Annotated in this window: 21 protein-coding genes; all 21 read left to right on the top strand. The window is 63.3% G+C overall.

Annotation, left to right across the window (positions count from 1 at the left end; all coding sequences use genetic code 11):
* The first annotated feature begins 303 nt into the window (after window positions 1-303).
* On the top strand, window positions 304-1,338 hold the full coding sequence (locus HMPREF2757_RS00025; protein WP_070572193.1) for a nitronate monooxygenase: 1,035 nt from the start codon (window positions 304-306) through the stop codon (window positions 1,336-1,338).
* A 49-nt stretch (window positions 1,339-1,387) separates the two neighbouring features.
* Window positions 1,388-2,767 carry a tetratricopeptide repeat protein gene (locus tag HMPREF2757_RS00030; RefSeq protein WP_070572196.1) on the top strand — a complete coding sequence of 460 codons (1,380 nt, stop codon included), beginning with the start codon at window positions 1,388-1,390 and terminating at the stop codon, window positions 2,765-2,767.
* A complete protein-coding gene (locus tag HMPREF2757_RS00035; RefSeq protein ID WP_070572199.1) occupies window positions 2,764-3,747 on the top strand; it encodes an HAD-IIA family hydrolase in 984 nt (327 codons plus the stop codon). The genes HMPREF2757_RS00030 and HMPREF2757_RS00035 overlap by 4 nt, the downstream gene beginning before the upstream one ends.
* Window positions 3,744-3,935: a hypothetical protein gene (locus HMPREF2757_RS00040; RefSeq protein WP_070572202.1), complete on the top strand. Its 192-nt coding sequence runs from the start codon at window positions 3,744-3,746 to the stop codon at window positions 3,933-3,935. The genes HMPREF2757_RS00035 and HMPREF2757_RS00040 overlap by 4 nt, the downstream gene beginning before the upstream one ends.
* Complete coding sequence (locus HMPREF2757_RS00045) at window positions 3,932-4,819, top strand: TlyA family RNA methyltransferase (RefSeq protein WP_070572205.1); 888 nt, start codon at window positions 3,932-3,934, stop codon at window positions 4,817-4,819. The genes HMPREF2757_RS00040 and HMPREF2757_RS00045 overlap by 4 nt, the downstream gene beginning before the upstream one ends.
* Window positions 4,816-5,742 carry an NAD kinase gene (locus HMPREF2757_RS00050; protein ID WP_070572208.1) on the top strand — a complete coding sequence of 309 codons (927 nt, stop codon included), beginning with the start codon at window positions 4,816-4,818 and terminating at the stop codon, window positions 5,740-5,742. The genes HMPREF2757_RS00045 and HMPREF2757_RS00050 overlap by 4 nt, the downstream gene beginning before the upstream one ends.
* Window positions 5,735-7,444: a DNA repair protein RecN gene (gene recN, locus HMPREF2757_RS00055; RefSeq protein WP_070572211.1), complete on the top strand. Its 1,710-nt coding sequence runs from the start codon at window positions 5,735-5,737 to the stop codon at window positions 7,442-7,444. The genes HMPREF2757_RS00050 and recN overlap by 8 nt, the downstream gene beginning before the upstream one ends.
* 4 nt (window positions 7,445-7,448) lie before the next feature.
* Window positions 7,449-8,279: a putative cytokinetic ring protein SteA gene (gene steA / locus HMPREF2757_RS00060; protein ID WP_070572214.1), complete on the top strand. Its 831-nt coding sequence runs from the start codon at window positions 7,449-7,451 to the stop codon at window positions 8,277-8,279.
* 6 nt (window positions 8,280-8,285) lie between these two features.
* Entirely contained in the window at window positions 8,286-9,206 is a 921-nt protein-coding gene (locus HMPREF2757_RS00065) for a copper transporter (RefSeq protein WP_070572217.1), read from the top strand.
* A 26-nt stretch (window positions 9,207-9,232) separates the two neighbouring features.
* Window positions 9,233-10,336: a glycosyltransferase family protein gene (locus tag HMPREF2757_RS00070; protein WP_141750108.1), complete on the top strand. Its 1,104-nt coding sequence runs from the start codon at window positions 9,233-9,235 to the stop codon at window positions 10,334-10,336.
* Window positions 10,329-10,964 carry an NUDIX domain-containing protein gene (locus HMPREF2757_RS00075; protein WP_070572222.1) on the top strand — a complete coding sequence of 212 codons (636 nt, stop codon included), beginning with the start codon at window positions 10,329-10,331 and terminating at the stop codon, window positions 10,962-10,964. The genes HMPREF2757_RS00070 and HMPREF2757_RS00075 overlap by 8 nt, the downstream gene beginning before the upstream one ends.
* A 1-nt stretch (window position 10,965) precedes the next feature.
* The gene (locus tag HMPREF2757_RS00080; protein WP_070572224.1) at window positions 10,966-11,898 is read left to right on the top strand and encodes a tyrosine recombinase; all 933 of its coding nucleotides are present in this window, start codon (window positions 10,966-10,968) and stop codon (window positions 11,896-11,898) included.
* An 81-nt stretch (window positions 11,899-11,979) separates the two neighbouring features.
* Window positions 11,980-12,816 (top strand): ParA family protein, encoded by an 837-nt coding sequence (locus HMPREF2757_RS00085; protein WP_256278247.1) that lies wholly within the window; start codon window positions 11,980-11,982, stop codon window positions 12,814-12,816.
* Between the two features lie 128 nt (window positions 12,817-12,944).
* The gene (locus HMPREF2757_RS00090; protein WP_083304008.1) at window positions 12,945-13,703 is read left to right on the top strand and encodes a segregation and condensation protein A; all 759 of its coding nucleotides are present in this window, start codon (window positions 12,945-12,947) and stop codon (window positions 13,701-13,703) included.
* A gap of 1 nt (window position 13,704) precedes the next feature.
* Window positions 13,705-14,250 (top strand): SMC-Scp complex subunit ScpB, encoded by a 546-nt coding sequence (scpB, locus tag HMPREF2757_RS00095; protein ID WP_070572233.1) that lies wholly within the window; start codon window positions 13,705-13,707, stop codon window positions 14,248-14,250.
* Between the two features lie 59 nt (window positions 14,251-14,309).
* A complete protein-coding gene (locus tag HMPREF2757_RS00100) occupies window positions 14,310-15,134 on the top strand; it encodes a pseudouridine synthase (protein ID WP_070572236.1) in 825 nt (274 codons plus the stop codon).
* Window positions 15,131-16,219: a prephenate dehydrogenase gene (locus HMPREF2757_RS00105; RefSeq protein ID WP_070572238.1), complete on the top strand. Its 1,089-nt coding sequence runs from the start codon at window positions 15,131-15,133 to the stop codon at window positions 16,217-16,219. The genes HMPREF2757_RS00100 and HMPREF2757_RS00105 overlap by 4 nt, the downstream gene beginning before the upstream one ends.
* Window positions 16,216-16,878: a (d)CMP kinase gene (gene cmk / locus HMPREF2757_RS00110; RefSeq protein ID WP_070572241.1), complete on the top strand. Its 663-nt coding sequence runs from the start codon at window positions 16,216-16,218 to the stop codon at window positions 16,876-16,878. Before HMPREF2757_RS00105 ends, cmk begins: the two co-directional genes overlap by 4 nt.
* Window positions 16,871-18,382 (top strand): ribosome biogenesis GTPase Der, encoded by a 1,512-nt coding sequence (gene der / locus HMPREF2757_RS00115; RefSeq protein ID WP_070572242.1) that lies wholly within the window; start codon window positions 16,871-16,873, stop codon window positions 18,380-18,382. Before cmk ends, der begins: the two co-directional genes overlap by 8 nt.
* Window positions 18,383-18,483: 101 nt before the next feature.
* Window positions 18,484-19,233 (top strand): SDR family oxidoreductase, encoded by a 750-nt coding sequence (locus tag HMPREF2757_RS00120; RefSeq protein WP_070572245.1) that lies wholly within the window; start codon window positions 18,484-18,486, stop codon window positions 19,231-19,233.
* A gap of 36 nt (window positions 19,234-19,269) precedes the next feature.
* A complete protein-coding gene (locus HMPREF2757_RS00125) occupies window positions 19,270-20,472 on the top strand; it encodes an acetyl-CoA C-acyltransferase (protein WP_070572248.1) in 1,203 nt (400 codons plus the stop codon).
* Window positions 20,473-20,511: the final 39 nt, after the last annotated feature.

Here is a 20,511-nt window from a genome sequence, read left to right on the forward strand (position 1 = left end):
GACACCGCCGCAACCACACCACAAGTGAAGGCCCCCAGGCTGGGTAGAGCACACACCTGCTCCCCAACCCCCTGGGGGCCTTCACCCATTCACCACCTCAAATCCCACACCCCTATTCATCAAGGGTGCCTTCAATATTGATTCCCTACCTTTGTGTTTTCTGTTGAGCCTGGAAGATCTGATCCCCTGTTGGCCGTGCACACCCGGTACAGGGGATTAGTTGTTGCCCGCGGCAGGCAGCCCGACTGCTCGCGATAGCCGTTTACATGGCACTTTCGCGGCGCTGCTCGGTAGGCTGGCTCTATGTTCGAAGTTCTGACAACTCCCATTGTTCAAGCTCCTATGGCAGGCGGGCCCACAACCCCATCCTTGGTGAAGGCCGTCAGCGACGCAGGAGGGCTGGGCTTTTTGGCAGGCGGATATTCGTCGCCGCAGCAGTTCGAGCAGCAGATCATTGAGATGGGCGACCGCCCATTCGGCGTCAACGTGTTCGCTCCAGAAAGCCACCGGGCTGAAGACACAGACATTGAAGGGTACAGAAAGGCGCTCGTGCCCGCATTTACGCAGTTCGGCATTGACACTCCGACGCTGCCAAGGTTCACGGACGATGCCTTCGGCCCAAAGATTGACATCGCGTTGCGTCACCGACCCGCTTACTGCTCGTTCACTTTCGGACTTCCAGAACCTCGCATTCTTTCTGCGCTGAAGTCCGCAGGCATTGTTGTGGGCATAACGACAACCACCAGGCATGAAGCAGTGGAGGCAGAGCGGTGTGGGGCAGATTTTCTGATTCTTCAGGGCCCTGGCGCCGGAGGACACAGTGGACAGTTCGACCAGTCCGCGGAGCCCAACGGCACGCCTTTGCCCGATTTGCTTGATGAGGTCCGAAGCAGCTCAGCGCTTCCGCTTGTCGCCGCTGGAGGAGTGGGAACACCCGGGGACGCCGCCGGACTGCTTGAGCACGGCGCACAGGCAGTCCAGATCGGCACCCGTTTTCTCACAAGCCACGAAGCCGGAACAAAGTCCTGCCATCGCAGGGCGCTTCTAGAGGGCCTGTATACAGAAACAGTCCGAACGCGGGCCTTTTCCGGCCGTCCAGCCAGAGGCCTGCGCAATGAGTTCATTGACCGCTTCGACGCCGATGCTGTTGTCGGCTACCCGCAAGTGAACGCCATGGTCGGCACAGTGAAAAAGGCTGCGGGCGATGATCCCGCATGGCAAAACCTCTGGGCTGGAACCGGATGGGCTGAATGCAGAGAACAGAGCGCGGCCGAAATCGTGCGGGAATTCGCGGAGCATTTGAACACCCGCCGCCCATCAGCGGCCGGCCGGGCCTGAATTATCTTCGCGATAGACTGTAGCCTGCAGATTTCAATAGGGGAGAGCAGTGGCGAATTCATCATCATCACACGACGGGCAGCGCGGCAGCCGCCGTCCGGACCGCAGCAGCCGCTTTCAGCGCCGCGACTCTGGAACGCAAGGCAAGAGCAGCCGCCGTGACGGGCGTTCCTGGGAAGGCGAACGCCGCGATGGTGAGCGTTCCAAGAAGTGGAACGGTGAGCGTCGCCGTAACGGGCGTTCTTGGGATGGCCAGCGCCGTGATGGTGACCGCCGTAAGAAGTGGGACGGCAAACCGCGCTTCAAAGACAACGGCCGCGCTGATCACCGCCCGAAAAAACGCGACGATCGGCCCCACTTCAGCGCTCCGCCCATCCCCGAAGGCATCACAGGAAAAGAACTCCCCGGACACGTCAAGAGCGAACTTCGGGGTCTGAGTGCTGAAAACGCCGAGCGAACCGCCAAGCACATAGTCGCTGCCGGTTTCCTTCTCGACACTGACCTGGACCAGGCATACGAACACGCAAAAGCGGCTTCAAGAAGCGCCGGCCGAATCGGTGCGGCCCGTGAAGCACTCGGCCTCGTCGCCTATCACAAGGGGCTGTATGACGAAGCCGCCCGCGAACTGCGCACGCACAGCCGGATCACCGGCTCCCACGACAACCTGGCAGTCATTGCCGATGCCGAACGAGGCCGCGGCAGACCGCAGAAAGCCATCGACATGTTCGCGGCTGCTGACCGCAGCGCTGTCAGCAAAGACATTTGGCTGGAACTGGCAATCGTTGCCGCAGGTGCCCACTCTGATCTGGGCAAACTGGAAGAAGCGCGGAAAACCATCGAAAGCGTCGGATTCACGGGACACAAACCGGCAAGCGCAATCCGCCTGCTGCAGGCCTACGCCGACCTGCTGCGCGTCAGCGGTGAGTCTGAGACCGCCGACAAATACGACAAGCTCGCGCAGGTCACTGCCGAACGCACGGGCCTGACGGACGCTTCGGAGGAAGTCGACATCATCGTCATCGAGGAAGAACTCGAGGACGAACCCGCTGAGGACGCCCAGACCGAAGAAAGCGCACCGGCGCAAGCTGAGTCTGCGGAAAGCGAATCCGCAGAAGATGCGCCAACAGACTCGGAGGTGCAGGGAGCTGACGAGCCCGATTCCGTCGATGCTGAATCGGCGACGACAGAATCGGCAGATGCTGACAACAAGGGCGACGTCCCGGGTGCTGAAAGTGGCCCCGTGCCAGTAGCCGAAGGCAACACCCTCGAAGATGAAATCAACGAGGAAATGGCCGAAATCATGGCTGATATCGACTCGGCCAAGCCACAGCGGGACACCGAATCCGAAACATCTGAAGAAGGACAGGGCCAGCAGAGCGGCCACATCAAACCGGAGTCGGGAGACACGCCTCCCATGTTTCAGCCGTGACAGGTTGGCTTTTCGATCTCGACGGTGTTGTCTACACCGGCCGGGCAGAAGTTCCCGGCGCCGGTGCGGCACTTCGCGATCTCGCTTCACGCGGGCCCGTCGGCTTCGTCACGAACAACGCTTCGCGTTCAAACAGCGCTATGGCCAAGCACATTCGGAGCTTCGGCGTCGACATCGACGACCGCCAGGTCATGACATCCGCTGTTGCGGGTGCTCAGTGCCTCTCAGAGGAACTGGCTGCGGGTTCTCGCGTGCTGATCGTCGGCAGTGAGTTCCTCGCCCAGTGTGTGGAGCAGGCTGGTCTCAAACCGGTTCGGCCCACCGCTGAGCTCATCGATGAACTCGACAGTCGGCGACAGCAGGTTGATGCCGTCCTCCAGGGGCTTGCCGCGAATGTGGGGAACATCGACCTGTGCTGCGCAATTGCCGCGGTTCGAGCCGGAGCGCGATTCTGCGCGACTAACCCGGACCTGCGCATGCCCAAGGAAACCGGATTCTTTCCCGGCAACGGCTCCTTCGTTCGGATTGTTCAGGAATGCACGGGAATCGTCCCAGAGGTGTACGGCAAGCCCGAAGCCACCATGCTCACACTGGCGGCACGGGCTCAGAACATGAGCGGGGCCGTTATGGTCGGCGACCAGATCGCCACCGACATTGCCGCGGGCAAAGCCGCCGCTATGCAGACAGCTCTCGTGCTCACCGGAGTCGACTCCGTCCACTCTGCACTTGCCCTGCCGCCGGCGCAGCAGCCGGATGTGATCGCCTCTTCCATTGCCACGGTCCGCGCCGCCGTCGAAGACACTCCGACTGTCCGATGTGACGCGGACGCCGCACAGTGCGGTGCAGCTCGCGTGCGCTGCGAAAACAGTCGAATCACCCACTCCGGGCCTGACAATCATGCGGTTGCGGCTGCGCTAGCCCTGTCAGCGCACCTGGACCGCCCGTTGGACGCCGGAACCCTGCCGGAGCGCTTTGTATGAGCAGCCCAGAAACACAGCGGCCCGACAGGGGAGCCAGCCCACAGCCGCCGCCGGCCCCGAGCAGTGAAGCGGATTCACTGCACGCCGCGCTCGAAGCCGTTCTCAGCGCCGACACACCGGAAGCGGTCAAAGCCGCAGAAGCCCTGACGGATCGCATCGAAACGATTCTCGATGCGCGCTCATCATGACGCTGCGCCTTGATGCTGCGCTCGTGCGGCGCGGCCTCGTCCGCTCCCGCAACAGAGCACAGCGCGAAATCCGGGCCGGCCGGGTTGCCGTTGACGGCCAGACTGCCACAAAGCCCTCGGCCACTGTGAGCGACACCGCCGACATCACCGTGGACAGAGCCGACCCCTGGGTGGCTCGTTCCGCTCATAAGCTCATCGGTGCCCTCGATGCCTTTGCACTCAGTCCGAGCGGGCTGAACTGCCTGGACGCCGGAGCCTCCACCGGCGGCTTCACCCAGGTTCTGCTGTCACGAGGTGCCGAGCACGTGTGGGCGGTCGACGTCGGCACGGCTCAGCTTGACCCGGGTCTTCGCAGCAGCCCGGCGGTGACGAGTCTTGAAGAGCACAATCTGCGCAACCTCACCGGCGAATGGCTGGGCGGCAGGAAAATGCAGATGACGGTTGCGGACGTGTCGTTCATTTCGCTGACGCTCATTGCGCAGCCGCTGCTGGAGAACACCGAAGGCGATCTTGTGCTGATGGTCAAACCGCAGTTCGAAGCCGGGCGCAGCGCCTTGGACAAGCACGGCGTGGTCACCGACCCGCAGGCTCGCGCTGAGGCGGTGTGCTCCGTTGCCGAACACGTTGAGAAGCTCGGAGGACAGCTGTGCGGAATCGTCCAGTCTTCGCTACCGGGTCCGACCGGCAACATCGAATACTTCCTGTGGGCGCACACGGGGCAGACACAGCGGCCCCTGCCATCCGCCTCGGCGGGGCAGAAGCTCAGCCGCGAACGCCTGGCTGCCCACGTCCGTGCGGGAGCCCACCACCCGCTGACCGTGCCCGCACACACAGAGCGAAAGGACAGGCGGGCTGATAGTTTGGGTGGCGAGGAGGCTCGGTGAATCGAAGAATCGTCGTTGTAGTGCATCCGCACCGCCGGAGTGCCCGCGCTGCCGCGCAGACGGTCTGCGCGAGCCTGATAGATCGCGGAATCACACCGGTCATCGCACACCGCGAATACGCCAGCCTGTCATCGTACGGGGATCTTGATCTGTCGGGTATTGAAGTCCTCAGCGATTTCGCTGAACTCGACTCCGAGACCGGCCCCGAACTCGTCATGGTTCTCGGCGGGGACGGCACGATTCTGCGCGCGGCCTCGCACTTCCACGGCACCGGTGTGCCGATCATGGGCATCAACCTGGGGCACGTGGGCTTCCTCGCAGAAGCCGAGCGCAAAGACCTCCATGACACTGTCGAAGCTGCCATCGCCCGCGACTACGTCGTCGAGCAGCGCATGAGCCTCGACATCACCGTCACCCTCGGTGATGAACTGATTCACGAAGACTGGGCGCTGAACGAGGCAACGGTGGAAAAAGACCGCGGTGCTTCGATGATCGAAGTGGTTGTCGGCGTAGACAGCCGCCCCGTGTCGACCTTCGGCTGTGATGGCGTCATCATGGGCACTCCGACCGGTTCAACGGCCTACGCATTCTCCGCCGGAGGGCCGATCATCTGGCCGGACGTCGAGGCGCTCCTCATGGTGCCGATCTCGGCGCACGCGCTGTTCTCCACTCCGCTGGTGGTGTCCCCGTCCTCGACACTGGGTGTCGAGTTCCAGCCTGTGACACCCGGTACGCGAGCAGTTCTGTTCTGTGACGGGCGCTTCCGCTTCGACCTGCCCGAAGGAGCCCGCGTTGAGGCTCGCCGCTCAGCTGTTCCAGTACCTCTGGCCCGCCTGAACAAAGGTGTTTTCACCGACCGCCTGGTCGCCAAATTCCAGCTGCCGGTGGCTGGCTGGCGCGGACCGGGGGTGCGCGATGATTGAGGTTCTGCGCATAGAGAATCTCGGAGTCATAAAAACAGCCGAGGTGGAACTCTCGCCAGGGTTGACAGTCGTCACCGGAGAAACCGGGGCCGGGAAGACGATGTTTGTCACCGCGCTTGACCTTCTGCTGGGCGCACGCAGCGGCAGCCACGTAGTCCGAGCCGGAGAAGACCGTGCTGTTGTCGAGGGAATCTTCGACATCACAGGTCAGCCCGATGTTGCCGAACGCGTCGAAGACGCCGGCGGCGAAGCCGAGGGTGAACTCATCGTCACCCGCACCATCCCCGCTTCAGGCCGTGCCCGGGCCACCGCGGGAGGACGCACCGTGCCAGCCGGTCTGCTGTCGGATGTCGGTCGTGAGCTCGTGTCTATGCACGGACAGTCAGAACAGATGACTCTGCGCAGCCGCACCCGGCAGCGCGAACTGCTTGACAGCTTCGGCGGGCAGAAACTTGCCCGGGCGCGTCAGGACTACGCCGCAGCGTACGCCACGTGGACATCGCTGAAAGAAGAACATGCCGAACTGACAGACACTGCGACCGAAAGGGAGCAGCGAATCGAGTTCCTGGAAGCCGCGCTGGAGAAGATCGAGGAAGTCCGCCCGTTGGAAGGCGAAGACGTCGAACTGACAGCTCTTGCCAACCGCCTGGCCTCGGCACACGAATTGAAAACCGCGGTCGCTTCAGCACAGGCCTGCCTCACCGGAGCCGACTGGGACGACACCGCGAACGCCGTCGACCAGGTCAATGCGGCAGCCGCGCAGCTCAGCCAGGCAGCCGCCTCGGACGACACGCTCACAGAACACGCCTCGGCGCTGACCGATCTGGGCCTGCAGCTGTCAGACAGGGCGGCACGACTGAGCGAGTACTTGGCCGGCTTTGACGAGCTCGGGGACAGGTCGCTCGAAGACATCGAACAGCGGCGTGCAGATCTCGGCTCCCTGTCCGCCTACGGTGAGGACACCTCGGCGGTGCTGGCTTTTGAGACACAAGCCGGCGCTGAACTTCTGCGCCTGCGCGAAGCCGGTGAGAGCCTTGCCACAATGGACGCCCAGGTCGAAGCGGCACGAACAGACATGCTTGACAAGGGCACCCGGCTGACCGAGCAGAGGACAAAGGCGGCAGAAGAGTTCTCGCAGGCCGTCGGCGCTGAACTCGCGGCGCTGTCCATGCCGAAAGCCTCAATCACCTTCGCAATCGAAGAAGCCGAACCGGCGGTCCACGGCTGTGACTCCGTGTCACTTCTGTTTGCGGCCCATTCGTCTACTGTGCCCGGTGAAATCGGCAAGCTCGCCTCCGGCGGTGAACTGTCTCGCGTCATGCTCGCCATTGAGGTGGTCATGGCCCGCAGCATCACCTTCCCGACCTTCGTGTTCGACGAGGTCGACGCCGGTGTCGGAGGCCGTGCTGCCATCGAGATCGGCCGCCGCTTGGCGCAGCTGGCCCGACACTCGCAGGTCATCGTCGTCACCCACCTGGCCCAGGTCGCCGCGTGGGCTGACAATCACGTCACGGTGTCCAAAGACGATGCGGGCGAAGGCGTTGTCTCCGGTGTTTCGGTTCTCAGCCGGGAAGAACGTGAACACGAACTTGCGCGCATGCTGTCGGGTCTGGCCGAATCTGATTCGGCACGCGAACACGCTGACGAGCTGCTGGCAATTGCCGCGCAGGAAAAATCCTCGTTCGACAGCGTGAAAGAATAGCCCTGTGGACACTGCAGAAACTGTTGAAAAAGGACACGGCGGAATCATTGCCGACCTTGTCGATGACATGGCGACCTTCGTCCACGCGCACTCCGACCTCCTGTTCAGCGCGCTGGACCTGCCGGACATTCCCAGGTCGATGTTCAAACGCCAAGCGCTGGTCGTATCTGCCGGATACAACTACAAAGAGGACCTGGCAATGCTCAAGTCCTACATCCGGGAGTACCGCCCGCTGCTCATTGGGGTTGACGCAGGGGCCGACGCCCTTCTCGAAGCCGGTCACCGTCCCGACATCATCATCGGCAATCTCGATGCTGTCGGCGATTCACCGCTTCTGTCAGGTGCTGTGCTCATTGCCCACCACAGCCCGGGCCGTCCGGCCGAAGGCATCCAGCGGCTGGAAAAAGAGGGCCTGCACTACGACGTTCTGAAAACAGCCGGCACCAACGAAGACGCGGGCCTGCTGCTGGCGGATGCTCTCGGTGCGCCGCTCATCGTGGCAGTGGGCTCACCCACTGTCATCGAATATGCCCACGCGGGCGCTGAAAGCCAGCCGTCTGCCTACGTGGTCCGCATGATCCTCGGATCACGCGTAGTCGACGCCAAGGGCGTGTCGCTGCTGTACCGGCAGCGCGCCAGATCCTGGCAGCTGCTGGTGCTCGCGCTGGCCGGTCTGCTGGCACTGGCCGCAGCGCTGGCAGCCACCGAGTCCGGTCGGCTGCTGCTGGAACTCATCGCCGCTCAGTTCGACGGCGTTCTCGGCTTCTTCGGAGGCTGGGGCGCACAGACTGAAGCCGCTCTCCACACTCGCATAGCTCCCTTTATCCAAGGCTGAAAATCCGTGATTGACTTCCGCTACCACCTGGTTTCCCTGTTTTCGGTTTTCCTGGCGCTCGCCGTTGGAATCGTGTTGGGCGCAGGCCCCCTCAAGGCGCCCATCGGCCAGTCCCTCCAGGGCCAAGTGCAGGCGCTGCGCGAAGACCGCGACAATCTTCGCGGCGACCTGGACAAGAGCCGGGCAGAAACCCGCAGTCTCAACGACTTTGTGGAAGCGAACGCGCCGAGCCTCATCGACGACAAACTGCGTGATCGTACGGTTTCGGTCATCCGCGCCGAAGAGGCCGCCAGCGCTGATGTTCGCGGACTTCAGCAGCAGCTGACCGCAGCCGGAGCGAATGTTGTTGAAGGCGGCACCCTCACCAAGACGACATTCTCCCCAGAGGACCCACAGGGCGAGCTGGTTGAAGAACTCCGTGCGCACGTGGACAAAGATCCCCAGGAACCTCCGCGAGCAGTCGCCAGTGCACTGACCGAGGTGTGGAGTGCTGGCAGCAAAGCCGGATCGCTGTCAGAAGAGGACGCTGAAGCTGTTCTGAAGGTCCTGCGCGACCACGGCCGGATGGTCGGCGGCAAGCCCGGCAAGGCCGACGCCTTCATATTCGTGGCAGGTGAAACAACCGCGGTGCAGCAGCAGGGCCAGGGCGAATCCGCTCAACCAGCTGACGACAGCAGCGCTTACGTCGAGGCCCTGCGGGAAATCCAGGGCACTCTGCCGCTTGTCGTGGCTGGACCGCTGGGCACCGGCGGCCTTGTATACAAGCTTCGCGGCGATCGCTCCGGAACAACTGTCGACGGCATTGAAACCAACGCGGGGGCTGTGATTACGGTATTGGCGACGGCAGACCTCATCGACGGCGGCAAACCGGCCGCATACGGCTTCGGGCAGCGCGCCGAAGAACTGTACCCCGGTATGAAGAAGTAGTCTTGGAAGGCAAGAAGGAGTTACACGTGAGCGACACGCTGGCCCCGCAGAAGCGCATTCTGCATGTTCTGACCGAGGCGTCTTCGCCTATCGCCGACACTGCAGCGACCATCATCGCCGGTCAACTCGAAAGGGGATACCGGGTGGCTGTTGCTTCGCGGCCCGAAGTCTTTCAGGGTCTGAGCGCCCAGCATTCGCAGCTGCGGCACATTGAGATCCCGTCGGGCCCCGGGCCTTTCGACCTGTCGACTGGAAGATCGGCGTTTCGCCTGCACAAAAACTACCGGCACATCGATATCGTCCACGCGCACGGTCGCCACGCCGCGGTGCTTGCCGGCCTCGGCCTGACCGGTTTGCCCACTCGGATGCACCCGCCGATCATCGCGACGATCGGCCGGGACGAAGACGATTCCGTGTTCGGTGCACAGCACTCGATCGTCGCCCGCACCGCAACCGCGGTGCTCGGCACCACCGAACGGGTTGTCGCCGACTACGAAGACGACGTCGCGGTCGTCCAACGCGCGCAGCTTGTGCGCACCGATGATGACGGCTTCCCGCGGCCCAGTGTTTCAGCTGAGAAGATGCGCCGCAGACTGTCCGCCGATGACGGCCGCATGGTCATCGCCGTGCCGATTGAAGCGAAGGACACGGCAGAGCTCACGGAAGTGGTCGAAGCGGTCGTAGCCCTCGGAAAAACCCAGTCAGATCGCCGCTGGAGGGTTGTATTCACTGGTCGTGGCAGAGTGCGCTCACACCTGGAAAAGCTCTCGCACGCTTTGGACTATGTGACGGTCGCTGCACCGTCGGATGCCGTCAACATCGTCAATGCCGCCGACATCGTCATCACTTCGGCCCGTATGACAGGCCTGGATTCAGATGATGTCATGAACGTCGGCAGAGCCACCATCGTAGTCGGCAATGAGCGTCTGGCCAGGGCCTACGGTCCGCAGGCAGCGGTTGCGAACACGGCAGAAGAAATCGGCAGGGCGATTGCGGCCTACGCGGGCAGCCCCGCAGCTCGGATCAGCGGAGGCTTTGTGCTTCGCGAACGCGTACGCAGCGGCAACCGCGATCACCTGACCCAAACTCTGCTGGAACTCTACGCCTACGCCGAGAACATCAATGCCTGATCAGCCGCAGCTGGCAGATCAGCCGGTCGACTATCCGGCTTACGCCCGCGAAGTCGTCTTTCGCGGTGCTGTGTGGAATGTGTGCCGCGAAACCGTCGACCTTCCCGAAGCCGCCGGTCTAACCCGTGATTTCGTTGACCACACGGGTGCCGTCGGCATTGCTGCAGTCGATGACGAAGACCGGATCCTCCTCATCCAGCAGTACCGCCATCCCATTCGCCAGCGCGATTGGGAGATTCCGGCGGGTCTGCTCGACGTCCAAGGCGAAGATCCGCTGCTGGCAGCACAGCGCGAATTGGGCGAAGAAGCAGATCTGCAGGCGCGCTCATGGGCCGTTCTTGCCGACCAGCTCAGTTCACCCGGCGGGCTGAGCGAAGTTCTGCGGATCTATCTGGCCCGAGACCTGGCCGAGAGCGCCTCGGACTTTGTTCGAGAAGGCGAAGAAGCCGGGCTTGTACTGCGCTGGACACCGCTGGACGAGGCCTTCGCGGCTGTTCGGGAGGGCCGGATCGGCAACGCCACCGCCCAGCTGGCCATCCTGCACGCCCACGCTTCGCGCAGTGACGACTGGGCGGGTCTGCGGCCGGCTGACTGCGCTTGGCCTGCGTACCGACACCTGCACGGCTGATATGGCCAGGCGAGGAGCCCAGCTGCTCCCGGAGGAGACACCGCGTGGGCTGCGACAGCCCACAGCGGAATACCTCACCATGCTGCGCCTGGAGCGCGGGCTGGCCCAGAACACGATTGACGGCTACGCTCGCGACCTGGCCGACTATCTGCGGTTCCTCCAGGACGAGGGGCTCAATGACTTCTCTCGGGTCGATGCCGAGGTGGTGCGCAGGTATTCGGAAGTGCTCGCCGAAAGGGGAGCGGCCCCATCTTCACGGGCCCGGGCCCTATCCGCGCTGCGCAGATTTCACGCCTTCTATGCCGCCGAGGCCGCCGGCAGGATCGACCCGACTGTCGATGTGCAGCTGCCAAAGGACATCACCCGTCTTCCGAAGGCGCTGACTGTCTTTGAAGTCGAGACGATGATCGCCCAGACCGCGGGGGAGGACCCGGTGAGTCTGCGCGCACGTGCTCTCCTGGAGATGCTGTACGCAACCGGAGCGCGAATCAGCGAAGCCGTCGGCGTTGACATTGACGACATCGACCTCGACGGAGGCGCGGTGCGCCTGTACGGCAAGGGCAGCAAAGAGAGGATCGTGCCGTTGGGCAGCCACGCCGCTGACGCTCTCGGCGCATGGCTCACGCGCGGGCGGACCGCTTTCAGCAGGGGAAACACCGCAGCCGTGTTCATCAACCAAAGGGGCGGAAGGCTGACCCGCCAGTCCGCGTGGGCGGCTGTGCGCGCTGCGGCTGAGGCCGCCGGGCTTTCCGGTGTGACCGCCCACAGCCTGAGGCATTCGTGCGCAACACACCTTCTGGAAGGCGGAGCTGATATCCGCGCCGTGCAAGAGCTGCTGGGCCACGCTTCGGTCTCCACCACGCAGATCTACACCAAGGTCACGGTACAGTCCCTGCGTGAAGTATTTGCATCGGCCCATCCCAGAGCGCGGTAGGCTAGAAGAACAGCCGCACAGAGAAAGGTGAGTGGTGTGGACACGGACACCCAGCAGGAAATCGGCATCGACAACCCTGGAATGGGGCCCACTGGTCGTCCGCTGACTGATTTTCCAGTCCCACCGCCCATTGAGCAGCACGGCCCCGCGCGGATCATCGCGATCGTCAACCAAAAGGGCGGCGTCGGAAAAACCACCACATCAATCAACCTGGGGGCGGCGCTGGCCGAATACGGAAGGCGCGTGCTGCTGGTGGACTTCGATCCGCAGGGAGCGCTCTCCGTTGGGCTCGGCATCAATCCGCACAGTGTTGAGCAGAGCGTCTACAGTCTGCTCATGAATGATGGTGTGGATCCGCACGATGTCGTCCACAGCACCGACATCGAGCGCATCGATGTGCTGCCTGCCAACATCGACCTTTCTGCCGCGGAAGTGCAGCTGGTCGGCGAAGTCGGACGTGAACGCGCACTTGACCGCTCGCTGCAGAAGCTCGCCCCGGAATATGACGTCGTTCTGATCGACTGCCAGCCGTCACTGGGTCTGCTCACCGTCAATGCACTGTCTGCAGCACACGGGGTCATCATCCCCCTGGAAACCGAGTTCTTTGCGCTGCGCGGTGTTGCGCTGTTGGTCGAATCCATCGAAAAGGTGCAGGCCCGAATCAACCCTGCACTCGAAATCGACGGCATTCTGGCCACCATGTTCGCCCCCCGCACCCTGCATTCGCGCGAAGTTGTCGAGCGCGTGGTCGAAGCCTTCGGCGACAAGGTCTTTGAAACCGTGATCAACAGGACCGTGAAATTCCCCGACGCTTCCGTCGCGGCAGAGCCCATCACATCGTTCGCCTCCTCCCACCGCGGTGCCGAGGCGTACCGAGCACTTGCTCGCGAACTCATCGCCCGCGGGGGCGCACCCTGATCGACACGATCGACACCCCCGATTCCGCAGAAGTCACAGACTCTGCGGATGCTGCGGACGCCGCAGAGGGCGGGTTCACAGTTGAACTCGACATCTTCACAGGCCCTTTCGACGTTCTGCTGGACCTCATTGCCAAACGACGCCTGGACATCACCGACATCGCCCTGGCCGAGGTGACCGACGAATTTCTCGCCTTCACCGCCCAGCTGCGCGACGCGGACCACGCATCAACCACTGCCGGTCTTGAACAGCTGTCGAGTTTCCTTGTGGTGGCGTCCACCCTGCTCGATCTCAAAACAGCCCGTCTGCTGCCGCAGGGCCAGGTGGAAGATGAGCTCGACCTCGAACTGCTCGAAGCCCGCGACCTCCTGTTCGCCCGGTTGCTGCAGTACCGTGCCTACAAACAGGTGTCCCTGCTGTTTCGCGAGCAGATGACCGCAGCGGGCATGCGGATTCCGCGCACACCCGAACTTGAAGAGAAGTTCCGCGACATTCTTCCGCCTCTCGAGTTCACGGCAACCCCGGAAGTCATCGCAGCCCTCTACGCCACCGCCATCAGCCGTGACCACACACCGCCGACCGTGGCGGTCGACCACCTCCACCTCGAGCATGTCAGCGTTGCCGAACAGCGCTCCGTGATCCTGGGTGAGCTGGCCAGCCGCGGGCCGATCGAATTCGCCGAACTGGCGACAGACGCCGAAACGACGCTCATCGTGGTTGCCCGCTTCCTCGCGCTGCTCGAACTCTTCAAAGCCCACCTGTGCGATCTTCAGCAGGACACCCCGTTGGGACCGCTGACCGTTATTCCGGTGGTCTCAGGTGATGAGCTGCGCAGCGCGAACCTGGGCGAATCAGAGCAGGACTCGGAGCAGGACAGGGAGGACTGACATGCGCGAAGACTGGTACGAAGCTCTCGAAGCGGTGCTCATGGTGTCTGCCGAACCGCTCACGGCGGACGACCTCGCCCAGGGGCTCGGAATCGATCGGGACTCAGTCGAGAACGCACTTGCGGATCTGGCCGCCGACTACGACGGTTTGGACGGTTCGGTCCGCCGCGGCTTTCAGCTGCGGGCCGCCAACGGCGGCTGGCGCATCAGCTCGCGCGAAGAACAGTTCGGCAACGTCAAGGACTTCCTCGTGCGCGGCCAGTCATCGAAGATGTCGCAGGCGGCTCTGGAAACCCTCGCCGTTGTCGCCTACGCCCAGCCGGTCACCCGCGCACGCATTTCCGCCATCCGCGGAGTCAACGTCGACGGGGTTGTGCGCACCCTGATGATGCGCGGGCTCATCGTGGAAGTCGACGGTGACCACGCCGGGGGAGCACGGCAGTATGTGACATCGCAGGTGTTCCTTGAGTCAATGGGCATCGACAGCCTCGACCAGCTGCCGGACATCGCCCCGTATCTGCCCGAAGACGTTCCCGCCGACGACTGACGCGAAGCGGCGGGGCCTCGCCGGGAACCTCCTGTGCGGCCTCTGCGACAATGGAGGGCATGAGCACGAGAGACTCCCGACTTCCCGGCCACCCCTCAAAGCGGCCCACGCGCCGGAAACGCGCTGAACGCCACCAGCCGTCGCGCGACGTGCACGCAAGCGACGGCGTGCGCCTGCAGAAAGTGCTCGCCGATGCCGGCCTCGGTTCGCGCCGCTCGTGTGAACAGCTGATCGTCGACGGCCGCGTGTCGGTTGACGGCACGCAGGTGCGCGAACTCGGCACCCGCATCGACCCGGAAAAACAGCGCGTCGAAGTCGACGCAATGCCGATCACGACCCACACCGACAAGGTGTACCTCGCCTTCAACAAGCCCCGGAAAGTCGTGTCGTCCATGGGCGACCCCGAGGGCCGGAAGAACCTCGACGACTACGTGGGGGACCGCCCCGAAAGGCTGTTCCACGTGGGCAGGTTGGACTACGAAACCGAGGGCCTGCTGCTGCTGACCAACGACGGCGAACTCTCCAACCGCCTATCGCACCCATCCTACGAAATCCCGAAGACCTACCTGGCGCAGGTGCGCGGCACAATCGCCAAGGACGTCAGCGCCCGCCTGCGCGACGGGATCGAACTTGACGACGGGCTGGCCCACGCTGACAGCTTCAAGCTGATCGAAACCACGCAGGGCGTTTCGCTTGTCGAAATCGTTCTGCACGAAGGCCGCAACCGCATTGTTCGACGCATGATGGAAGCCGTCGGCAATCCCGTCATTCGACTGGTCCGCACGAAATTCGGACCCATTGAACTGGCAGAGCAGCGGCAGGGCAAAGTCCGCTCGCTGCGTCCAGACGAGATCGGCGCGCTCTTCGAAGCGGTGAAGATGTGAAAGTCCACATCATCGGGACCGGGCTTCTGGGCACATCCCTCGGGCTCGCCCTGACCAACGCGGGGCACAGGGTGACGCTGGAAGACCTGTCGCCCACCGCGGTCAACCTGGCCGCCGACATGGGTGCGGGAACCCGCGAAAACCCCGCCGATCCTGACGTCGTCGTTGTTGCCGCCCCGCCGGACGTGTGCGCCGACATCATTGTAAAAGCACTGCGCACGTGGCCGGAGGCAACCGTGACCGACGTGGCCTCCGTCAAGGGAGCCATCCTCACGAAGGTGCGCGAACAGGCCCGCGAACGCGAACTCGACCGGTACATCGGCTCCCACCCCATGGCCGGACGCGAAAAGTCCGGGGCAATCGCCGCGCGCGGTGACCTCTTCAGCGCAAGCCCCTGGGTGGTGTGCTCTGACGAAGACACCCCGAAAGAGCGCCTGGGCCACATCACCGACCTAGCCGAGGCGGTCGGAGCGGCTGTCATCCACCTCGACCCGGATTTTCACGACTCCTCGGTCGCCAGAGTCTCCCACGCCCCCCAGGTTGTCGCCTCTCTCCTGGCGGCCCAGCTGCGCGACATGCCCGCTGACGGAATCGCACTGGCCGGGCAGGGCCTGCGCGACACCACGCGGATTGCCGAATCCGACCCCGGGCTGTGGACCCAGATCCTGTCCGGCAACGCGGCCGAAATCCGCACGGTCCTCGAAGGCCTGCGCGACGACCTCGACGCCGTCATCAGTGCCCTCGATCTGGGGCCCGGCGCCTATGCCGCGCTCGCCGGAGCACTCGCGGCAGGCAATGAGGGACGAGACAGGATTCCCGGCAAACACGGTTCCGCACCTACCCGATACTCCGTCGTCACGGTCGTCGTCGACGACACCCCGGGTGCCCTGGCGCGCCTGTTTGCGGACATCGGCGAACTCGGCGTCAACATCGAAGACATGCGGATGGACCACGCCACGGGCGTTAAACTGGGCTCCGTTGACGTTTCAGTCCTGCCTGCAAGCGAAATCGACCTGATCAGCGGCCTGCGGAAGCGCGGTTGGCGCCTGCCCGAAGCTGCACTCGAACACGAAGGAACACCATGACCACAGTTGCGATCGACGGGCCCAGCGGAGTCGGCAAATCGAGCGTTTCGCGCGAATCTGCCGCGCGTCTGGGCTTCGGCTACCTCGACACCGGCGCCATGTACCGCGCCGTGGTGTGGCTGTGCCTCAACCGGGGTGTGCAAGAGCCCGGTGATGTCGTCGAGCAGATCCGCGGCTGCGACCTCGAGATCTCGACGGACCCGAAGAACTGCTACATCGAAGTGGACGGAATCGACGTGACGGAGGAAATCCGCACCGACGAAGTGACTTCCAACGCCACGATCGTCTCGGCTGTGCCAGACGCCAGGGCCGAACTGATCGAAAAGCAGCGCGAGATCATCCGAGCAGCTGGACCCGGCATCGTCGTTGAGGGCCGCGACATCACAACGGTCGTCGCTCCGGACGCGGAAGTGCGCATCCTCATGACGGCCCGCGACGAAGTCCGGATTGCCCGACGCACCCAGCAGCTGCACGGCAGTGTTGACGAAGCCAGCATGAAGGCGACCGCTGAGAACGTCATCGGCCGTGACAAGAAGGACTCGAAGACGACCAGTTTCCTCTCCGCAGCGGACGGCGTGCACACGCTCGACACCTCAGACATCGATTTCGAGGCATCCGTGCAGGCGGTTCTCGACCTGGTGGAGGCCGCGCGTGGCTGAGGAGTACACCGGAACCCACGACGACGATTTTGCCCGCAGAATCAGCGAAATCAGCGATGACGACGCGCAGAAGCGCGCTGAATCGCTGCTGGCCGGACTGCAGGAATACGATCTCGAAGACGAAGACGCTGATCTTCTCAACACCTACGGGGCGGGTTCTGACGAGGATGACCAAAACGACGGCCCAGCCCCGGTGCTGGCGATCGTCGGCCGTCCGAATGTGGGCAAGTCATCGTTCGTCAACCGCATTCTCGGGCGCCGCGAAGCTGTTGTCGAGGACGTTCCCGGTGTGACACGCGACCGCGTGAGCTATCCCGCTCAGTGGGCCGGACGCAGACTGACAATCGTCGACACCGGCGGTTGGGACATCGACTCCAAGGGAATTGCTTTACGCATTGCCGAACAGGCTGAAGCAGCTGTCGAACTTGCCGATGCAGTTGTGCTCGTCGTCGACGTTCGAACCGGGGTGACTGCAACCGACGAACACATTGTGCGCATGCTGCGCCGCACCAAGAAGCCCGTGCTGCTGGCCGCGAACAAGGTTGACAGTGACAAAGACCTGCTCGGTGCGGCCGAGCTGTGGTCGCTGGGAATGGGGGAGCCGCATCCCATTTCCGCCATGCACGGCAACGGCGTTGCCGACCTGCTCGACGAAGTGCTCAGTGTTCTGCCTGAGCAGTCGCAGATCGATCAGGCCATGGAGCGAGGAGGCCCGCGGCGCGTGGCGCTCGTCGGTCGGCCCAACGTAGGAAAATCTTCGCTGCTGAACAAGATCGTCGGCCACAAGCGCGTTGTCGTCGACAACGAAGCCGGCACCACACGTGACCCCGTCGACGAACTGGTCGAGCTCGGCGGACGGCAGTGGCGCTTCATCGACACCGCGGGCATCCGCAAACGCTCAAAGAACGCGAGCGGATCTGAATTCTACGCTTCGCTGCGTACACAGACAGCGCTTGAGCGCTCCGAAGTCGCAGTTGTCCTTCTGGAAGCCAGCGAAGTGATCTCAGACCAGGACATGAAGATCATCCGCAATGTCATCGATGCCGGGCGCGGTCTTGTCCTAGCGTTCAACAAGTGGGATCTGCTGGATGACGAGCGCAGGTGGGACCTGGAGCGCGAAATCGAACGCGAATTCGGCCATATCAGCTGGGCCCCGCGCGTCAACATCTCCGCCGAATCCGGCCGTCACGTCGAACGCCTTGTCCCGGCCATGGAAACAGCACTGGAAAGCTGGGAGAACCGCATTCCCACTGGCAAGCTCAACGCGTTTCTTGCGGAGCTGGCTGCGGCCAACCCGCACCCGCTGCGGGGCGGAAAACAGCCGCGCATCCTGTTCGGCACTCAGGCCGGCAGCAGGCCGCCGAAGTTCGTGCTGTTCACCACCGGCTTCCTCGATCCGGGCTACCGCCGGTTCATTGAGCGGCGACTGCGGGAGGTCTTCGACTTCGAGGGCACCCCGATTGAAATCTCCATGCGGATCCGCGAAAAGCGCAAAAAGCGCTGAGGCGCACCCCGGTCACCTCTTGCGGAAACTTCTGACAGGGCGATAGAAAAGGAAGCGAACCAGGTTTTCAGCAAAGACGCAGAACCCCAGGAGGTTATTCCATGGCACGCACGGCAATCGTCACAGGAGCAGCCCGCGGAATCGGCGCGGCAACCGCAAAACGACTCGCTGCCGACGGTCTCAAAGTCGCGGTCTTCGATCTGAAAGGAGAAGACACACGCGAAACGGTCGAAGCGATCACTGCAGCAGGGGGAGAGGCCATCGGCATCGGTGCCGATGTGTCGGATGAAGCACAGGTGCAGGCGGCCGTGAAGAAAACCGCTGATGAACTGGGCCCGCCGACGGTGCTCGTGAACAACGCCGGCATCATTTTGGACAATCTGCTGTTCAAAATGCCGCTGAGCGACTTCCAGAAAGTGCTCGCCGTGCACCTTGAAGGCAACTTCCTCATGACGAAGGCGTGCCAGGAATACATGGTGGCGGAAAAGTTCGGCCGCATCATATCGCTGAGCTCAACGTCGGCCCTGGGCAACCGCGGCCAGTCGAACTACGCTGCGGCGAAGGCTGGGGTGCAAGGGCTGACGAAAACCTACGCAATCGAACTGGGCAAGTTCGGGGTAACCGCCAATGCTATTGCTCCTGGGTTCATTCAGACCGATATGACGAAAGCCACCGCCGAGCGCGTGGGCATGGACTTCGATTCCTTTGTCGAACGGGCCGTCAGCGCCATCCCGGTGGGGCGCGGCGGGGTGCCCGACGACATTGCGAACGCCGCGGCGTTCTTCGCTTCGGAAGCCAGCGGCTTCGTATCCGGTCAGGTGCTCTACGTAGCAGGCGGACCCCGCGGCTGAGCTATAGGCCGAACGACACCCCACACAGGAGGACACATGACAGACGCAGTTATCGTCTCGACGGCACGCACACCCATTGGCAAAGCCTACCGGGGAGCGTTCAACAACACGATGCCGCAGGAGCTTGCAGGCCACGCAATTAAGCACGCGGTCCAGCGGGCCGGGCTGGAAGGCCCCGAAGTCGACGATGTGATTCTCGGCGCAGCCGTCCAGCACGGCGCTCAGAGCACCAACCTTGGCCGACAGGCCGCCATTCGGGCGGGCTTTCCCACCGCGGTATCGGGCATGACGATCGACCGGCAGTGTGCATCGGGCCTCATGGCGATTGCCACAGCGGCCAAGCAGATCATCGTCGACGGCTTCAACATCGCCGTGGGCGGGGGAGTCGAGTCGATTTCGCTGGTGCAGAACGAACACTTCGCCGACCAGTACCGATCCCGCGACCCCTGGTTTGCCGAGAACCAGCCGGACCTCTACATGCCGATGCTGAAAACCGCCGAGGTGGTTGCAGCCCGCTACGGGGTGTCACGCGAAGAGCAGGACGAATACTCGCTCCAATCGCAGATGCGCACAGCCGCGGCTCAGGACGCAGGACGCTTTGACGAAGAAATCGTCCCACTGCCCTCCGTCAAGCTCGTCCAGGACAGAGAGACCAAGGAAATCTCCGAGGTTGAGACCGTGCTGGAACACGATGAGGGCAACAGGCCGTCCACCACCCTGGAGGGCCTGGCTGGTCTGAACCCGGTCCTGCCGCCGGGCGACTACTCCGAGAACCCCACGATCACCGCAGGCAACGCTTCACAGCTGTCCGACGGAGCATCGGCCTCCGTCCTCATGTCCAGTGAAGAAGCATCGCGCAGGGGCCTTGAGCCGCTCGGAGTCTACCGCGGCATCGCAGTGGCCGGACTCGACCCCGACGAAATGGGCATCGGACCTATCTACGCAGTGCCCAAGCTGCTGAAGCAACACGGCTTGACAGTGGACGACATCGGCCTGTGGGAGCTCAACGAAGCCTTCGCGGTGCAGGCGCTGTACTGCCGCGATCGCTTGGGCATCGACCCTGAGAAGTTCAACGTCAATGGCGGGGCGATCTCCGTTGGCCACCCCTACGGAATGTCCGGTGCTCGCCTCACAGGCCATGCACTGTTGGAAGGCAAGCGCCGCGGGGTCAACTACGTTGTCGTCACCATGTGTGTGGGCGGCGGTATGGGAGCCGCTGGACTTTTCGAAGTTGCCTGAACCGAATTGAACTGACTGCAGCGTGTGGGAGCCCGGCCG

This window comes from Brevibacterium sp. HMSC063G07, assembly GCF_001810665.1.
Classification (GTDB): Bacteria; Actinomycetota; Actinomycetes; order Actinomycetales; family Brevibacteriaceae; genus Brevibacterium.

Bases quoted from the DNA above. Each gene is read 5' to 3' on its own strand.
- scpB (WP_070572233.1), top strand. From the start codon at position 13,705: ATGCGCGAAGACTGGTACGAAGCTCTCGAAGCGGTGCTCATGGTGTCT.
- cmk (WP_070572241.1), top strand. From the start codon at position 16,216: ATGACCACAGTTGCGATCGACGGGCCCAGCGGAGTCGGCAAATCGAGC.
- HMPREF2757_RS00045 (WP_070572205.1), top strand. From the start codon at position 3,932: ATGACGCTGCGCCTTGATGCTGCGCTCGTGCGGCGCGGCCTCGTCCGC.
- HMPREF2757_RS00040 (WP_070572202.1), top strand. From the start codon at position 3,744: ATGAGCAGCCCAGAAACACAGCGGCCCGACAGGGGAGCCAGCCCACAG.
- HMPREF2757_RS00025 (WP_070572193.1), top strand. From the start codon at position 304: ATGTTCGAAGTTCTGACAACTCCCATTGTTCAAGCTCCTATGGCAGGC.
- HMPREF2757_RS00100 (WP_070572236.1), top strand. From the start codon at position 14,310: ATGAGCACGAGAGACTCCCGACTTCCCGGCCACCCCTCAAAGCGGCCC.
- HMPREF2757_RS00120 (WP_070572245.1), top strand. From the start codon at position 18,484: ATGGCACGCACGGCAATCGTCACAGGAGCAGCCCGCGGAATCGGCGCG.
- HMPREF2757_RS00085 (WP_256278247.1), top strand. From the start codon at position 11,980: ATGGGGCCCACTGGTCGTCCGCTGACTGATTTTCCAGTCCCACCGCCC.
- HMPREF2757_RS00080 (WP_070572224.1), top strand. From the start codon at position 10,966: ATGGCCAGGCGAGGAGCCCAGCTGCTCCCGGAGGAGACACCGCGTGGG.
- recN (WP_070572211.1), top strand. From the start codon at position 5,735: ATGATTGAGGTTCTGCGCATAGAGAATCTCGGAGTCATAAAAACAGCC.
- HMPREF2757_RS00125 (WP_070572248.1), top strand. From the start codon at position 19,270: ATGACAGACGCAGTTATCGTCTCGACGGCACGCACACCCATTGGCAAA.
- HMPREF2757_RS00075 (WP_070572222.1), top strand. From the start codon at position 10,329: ATGCCTGATCAGCCGCAGCTGGCAGATCAGCCGGTCGACTATCCGGCT.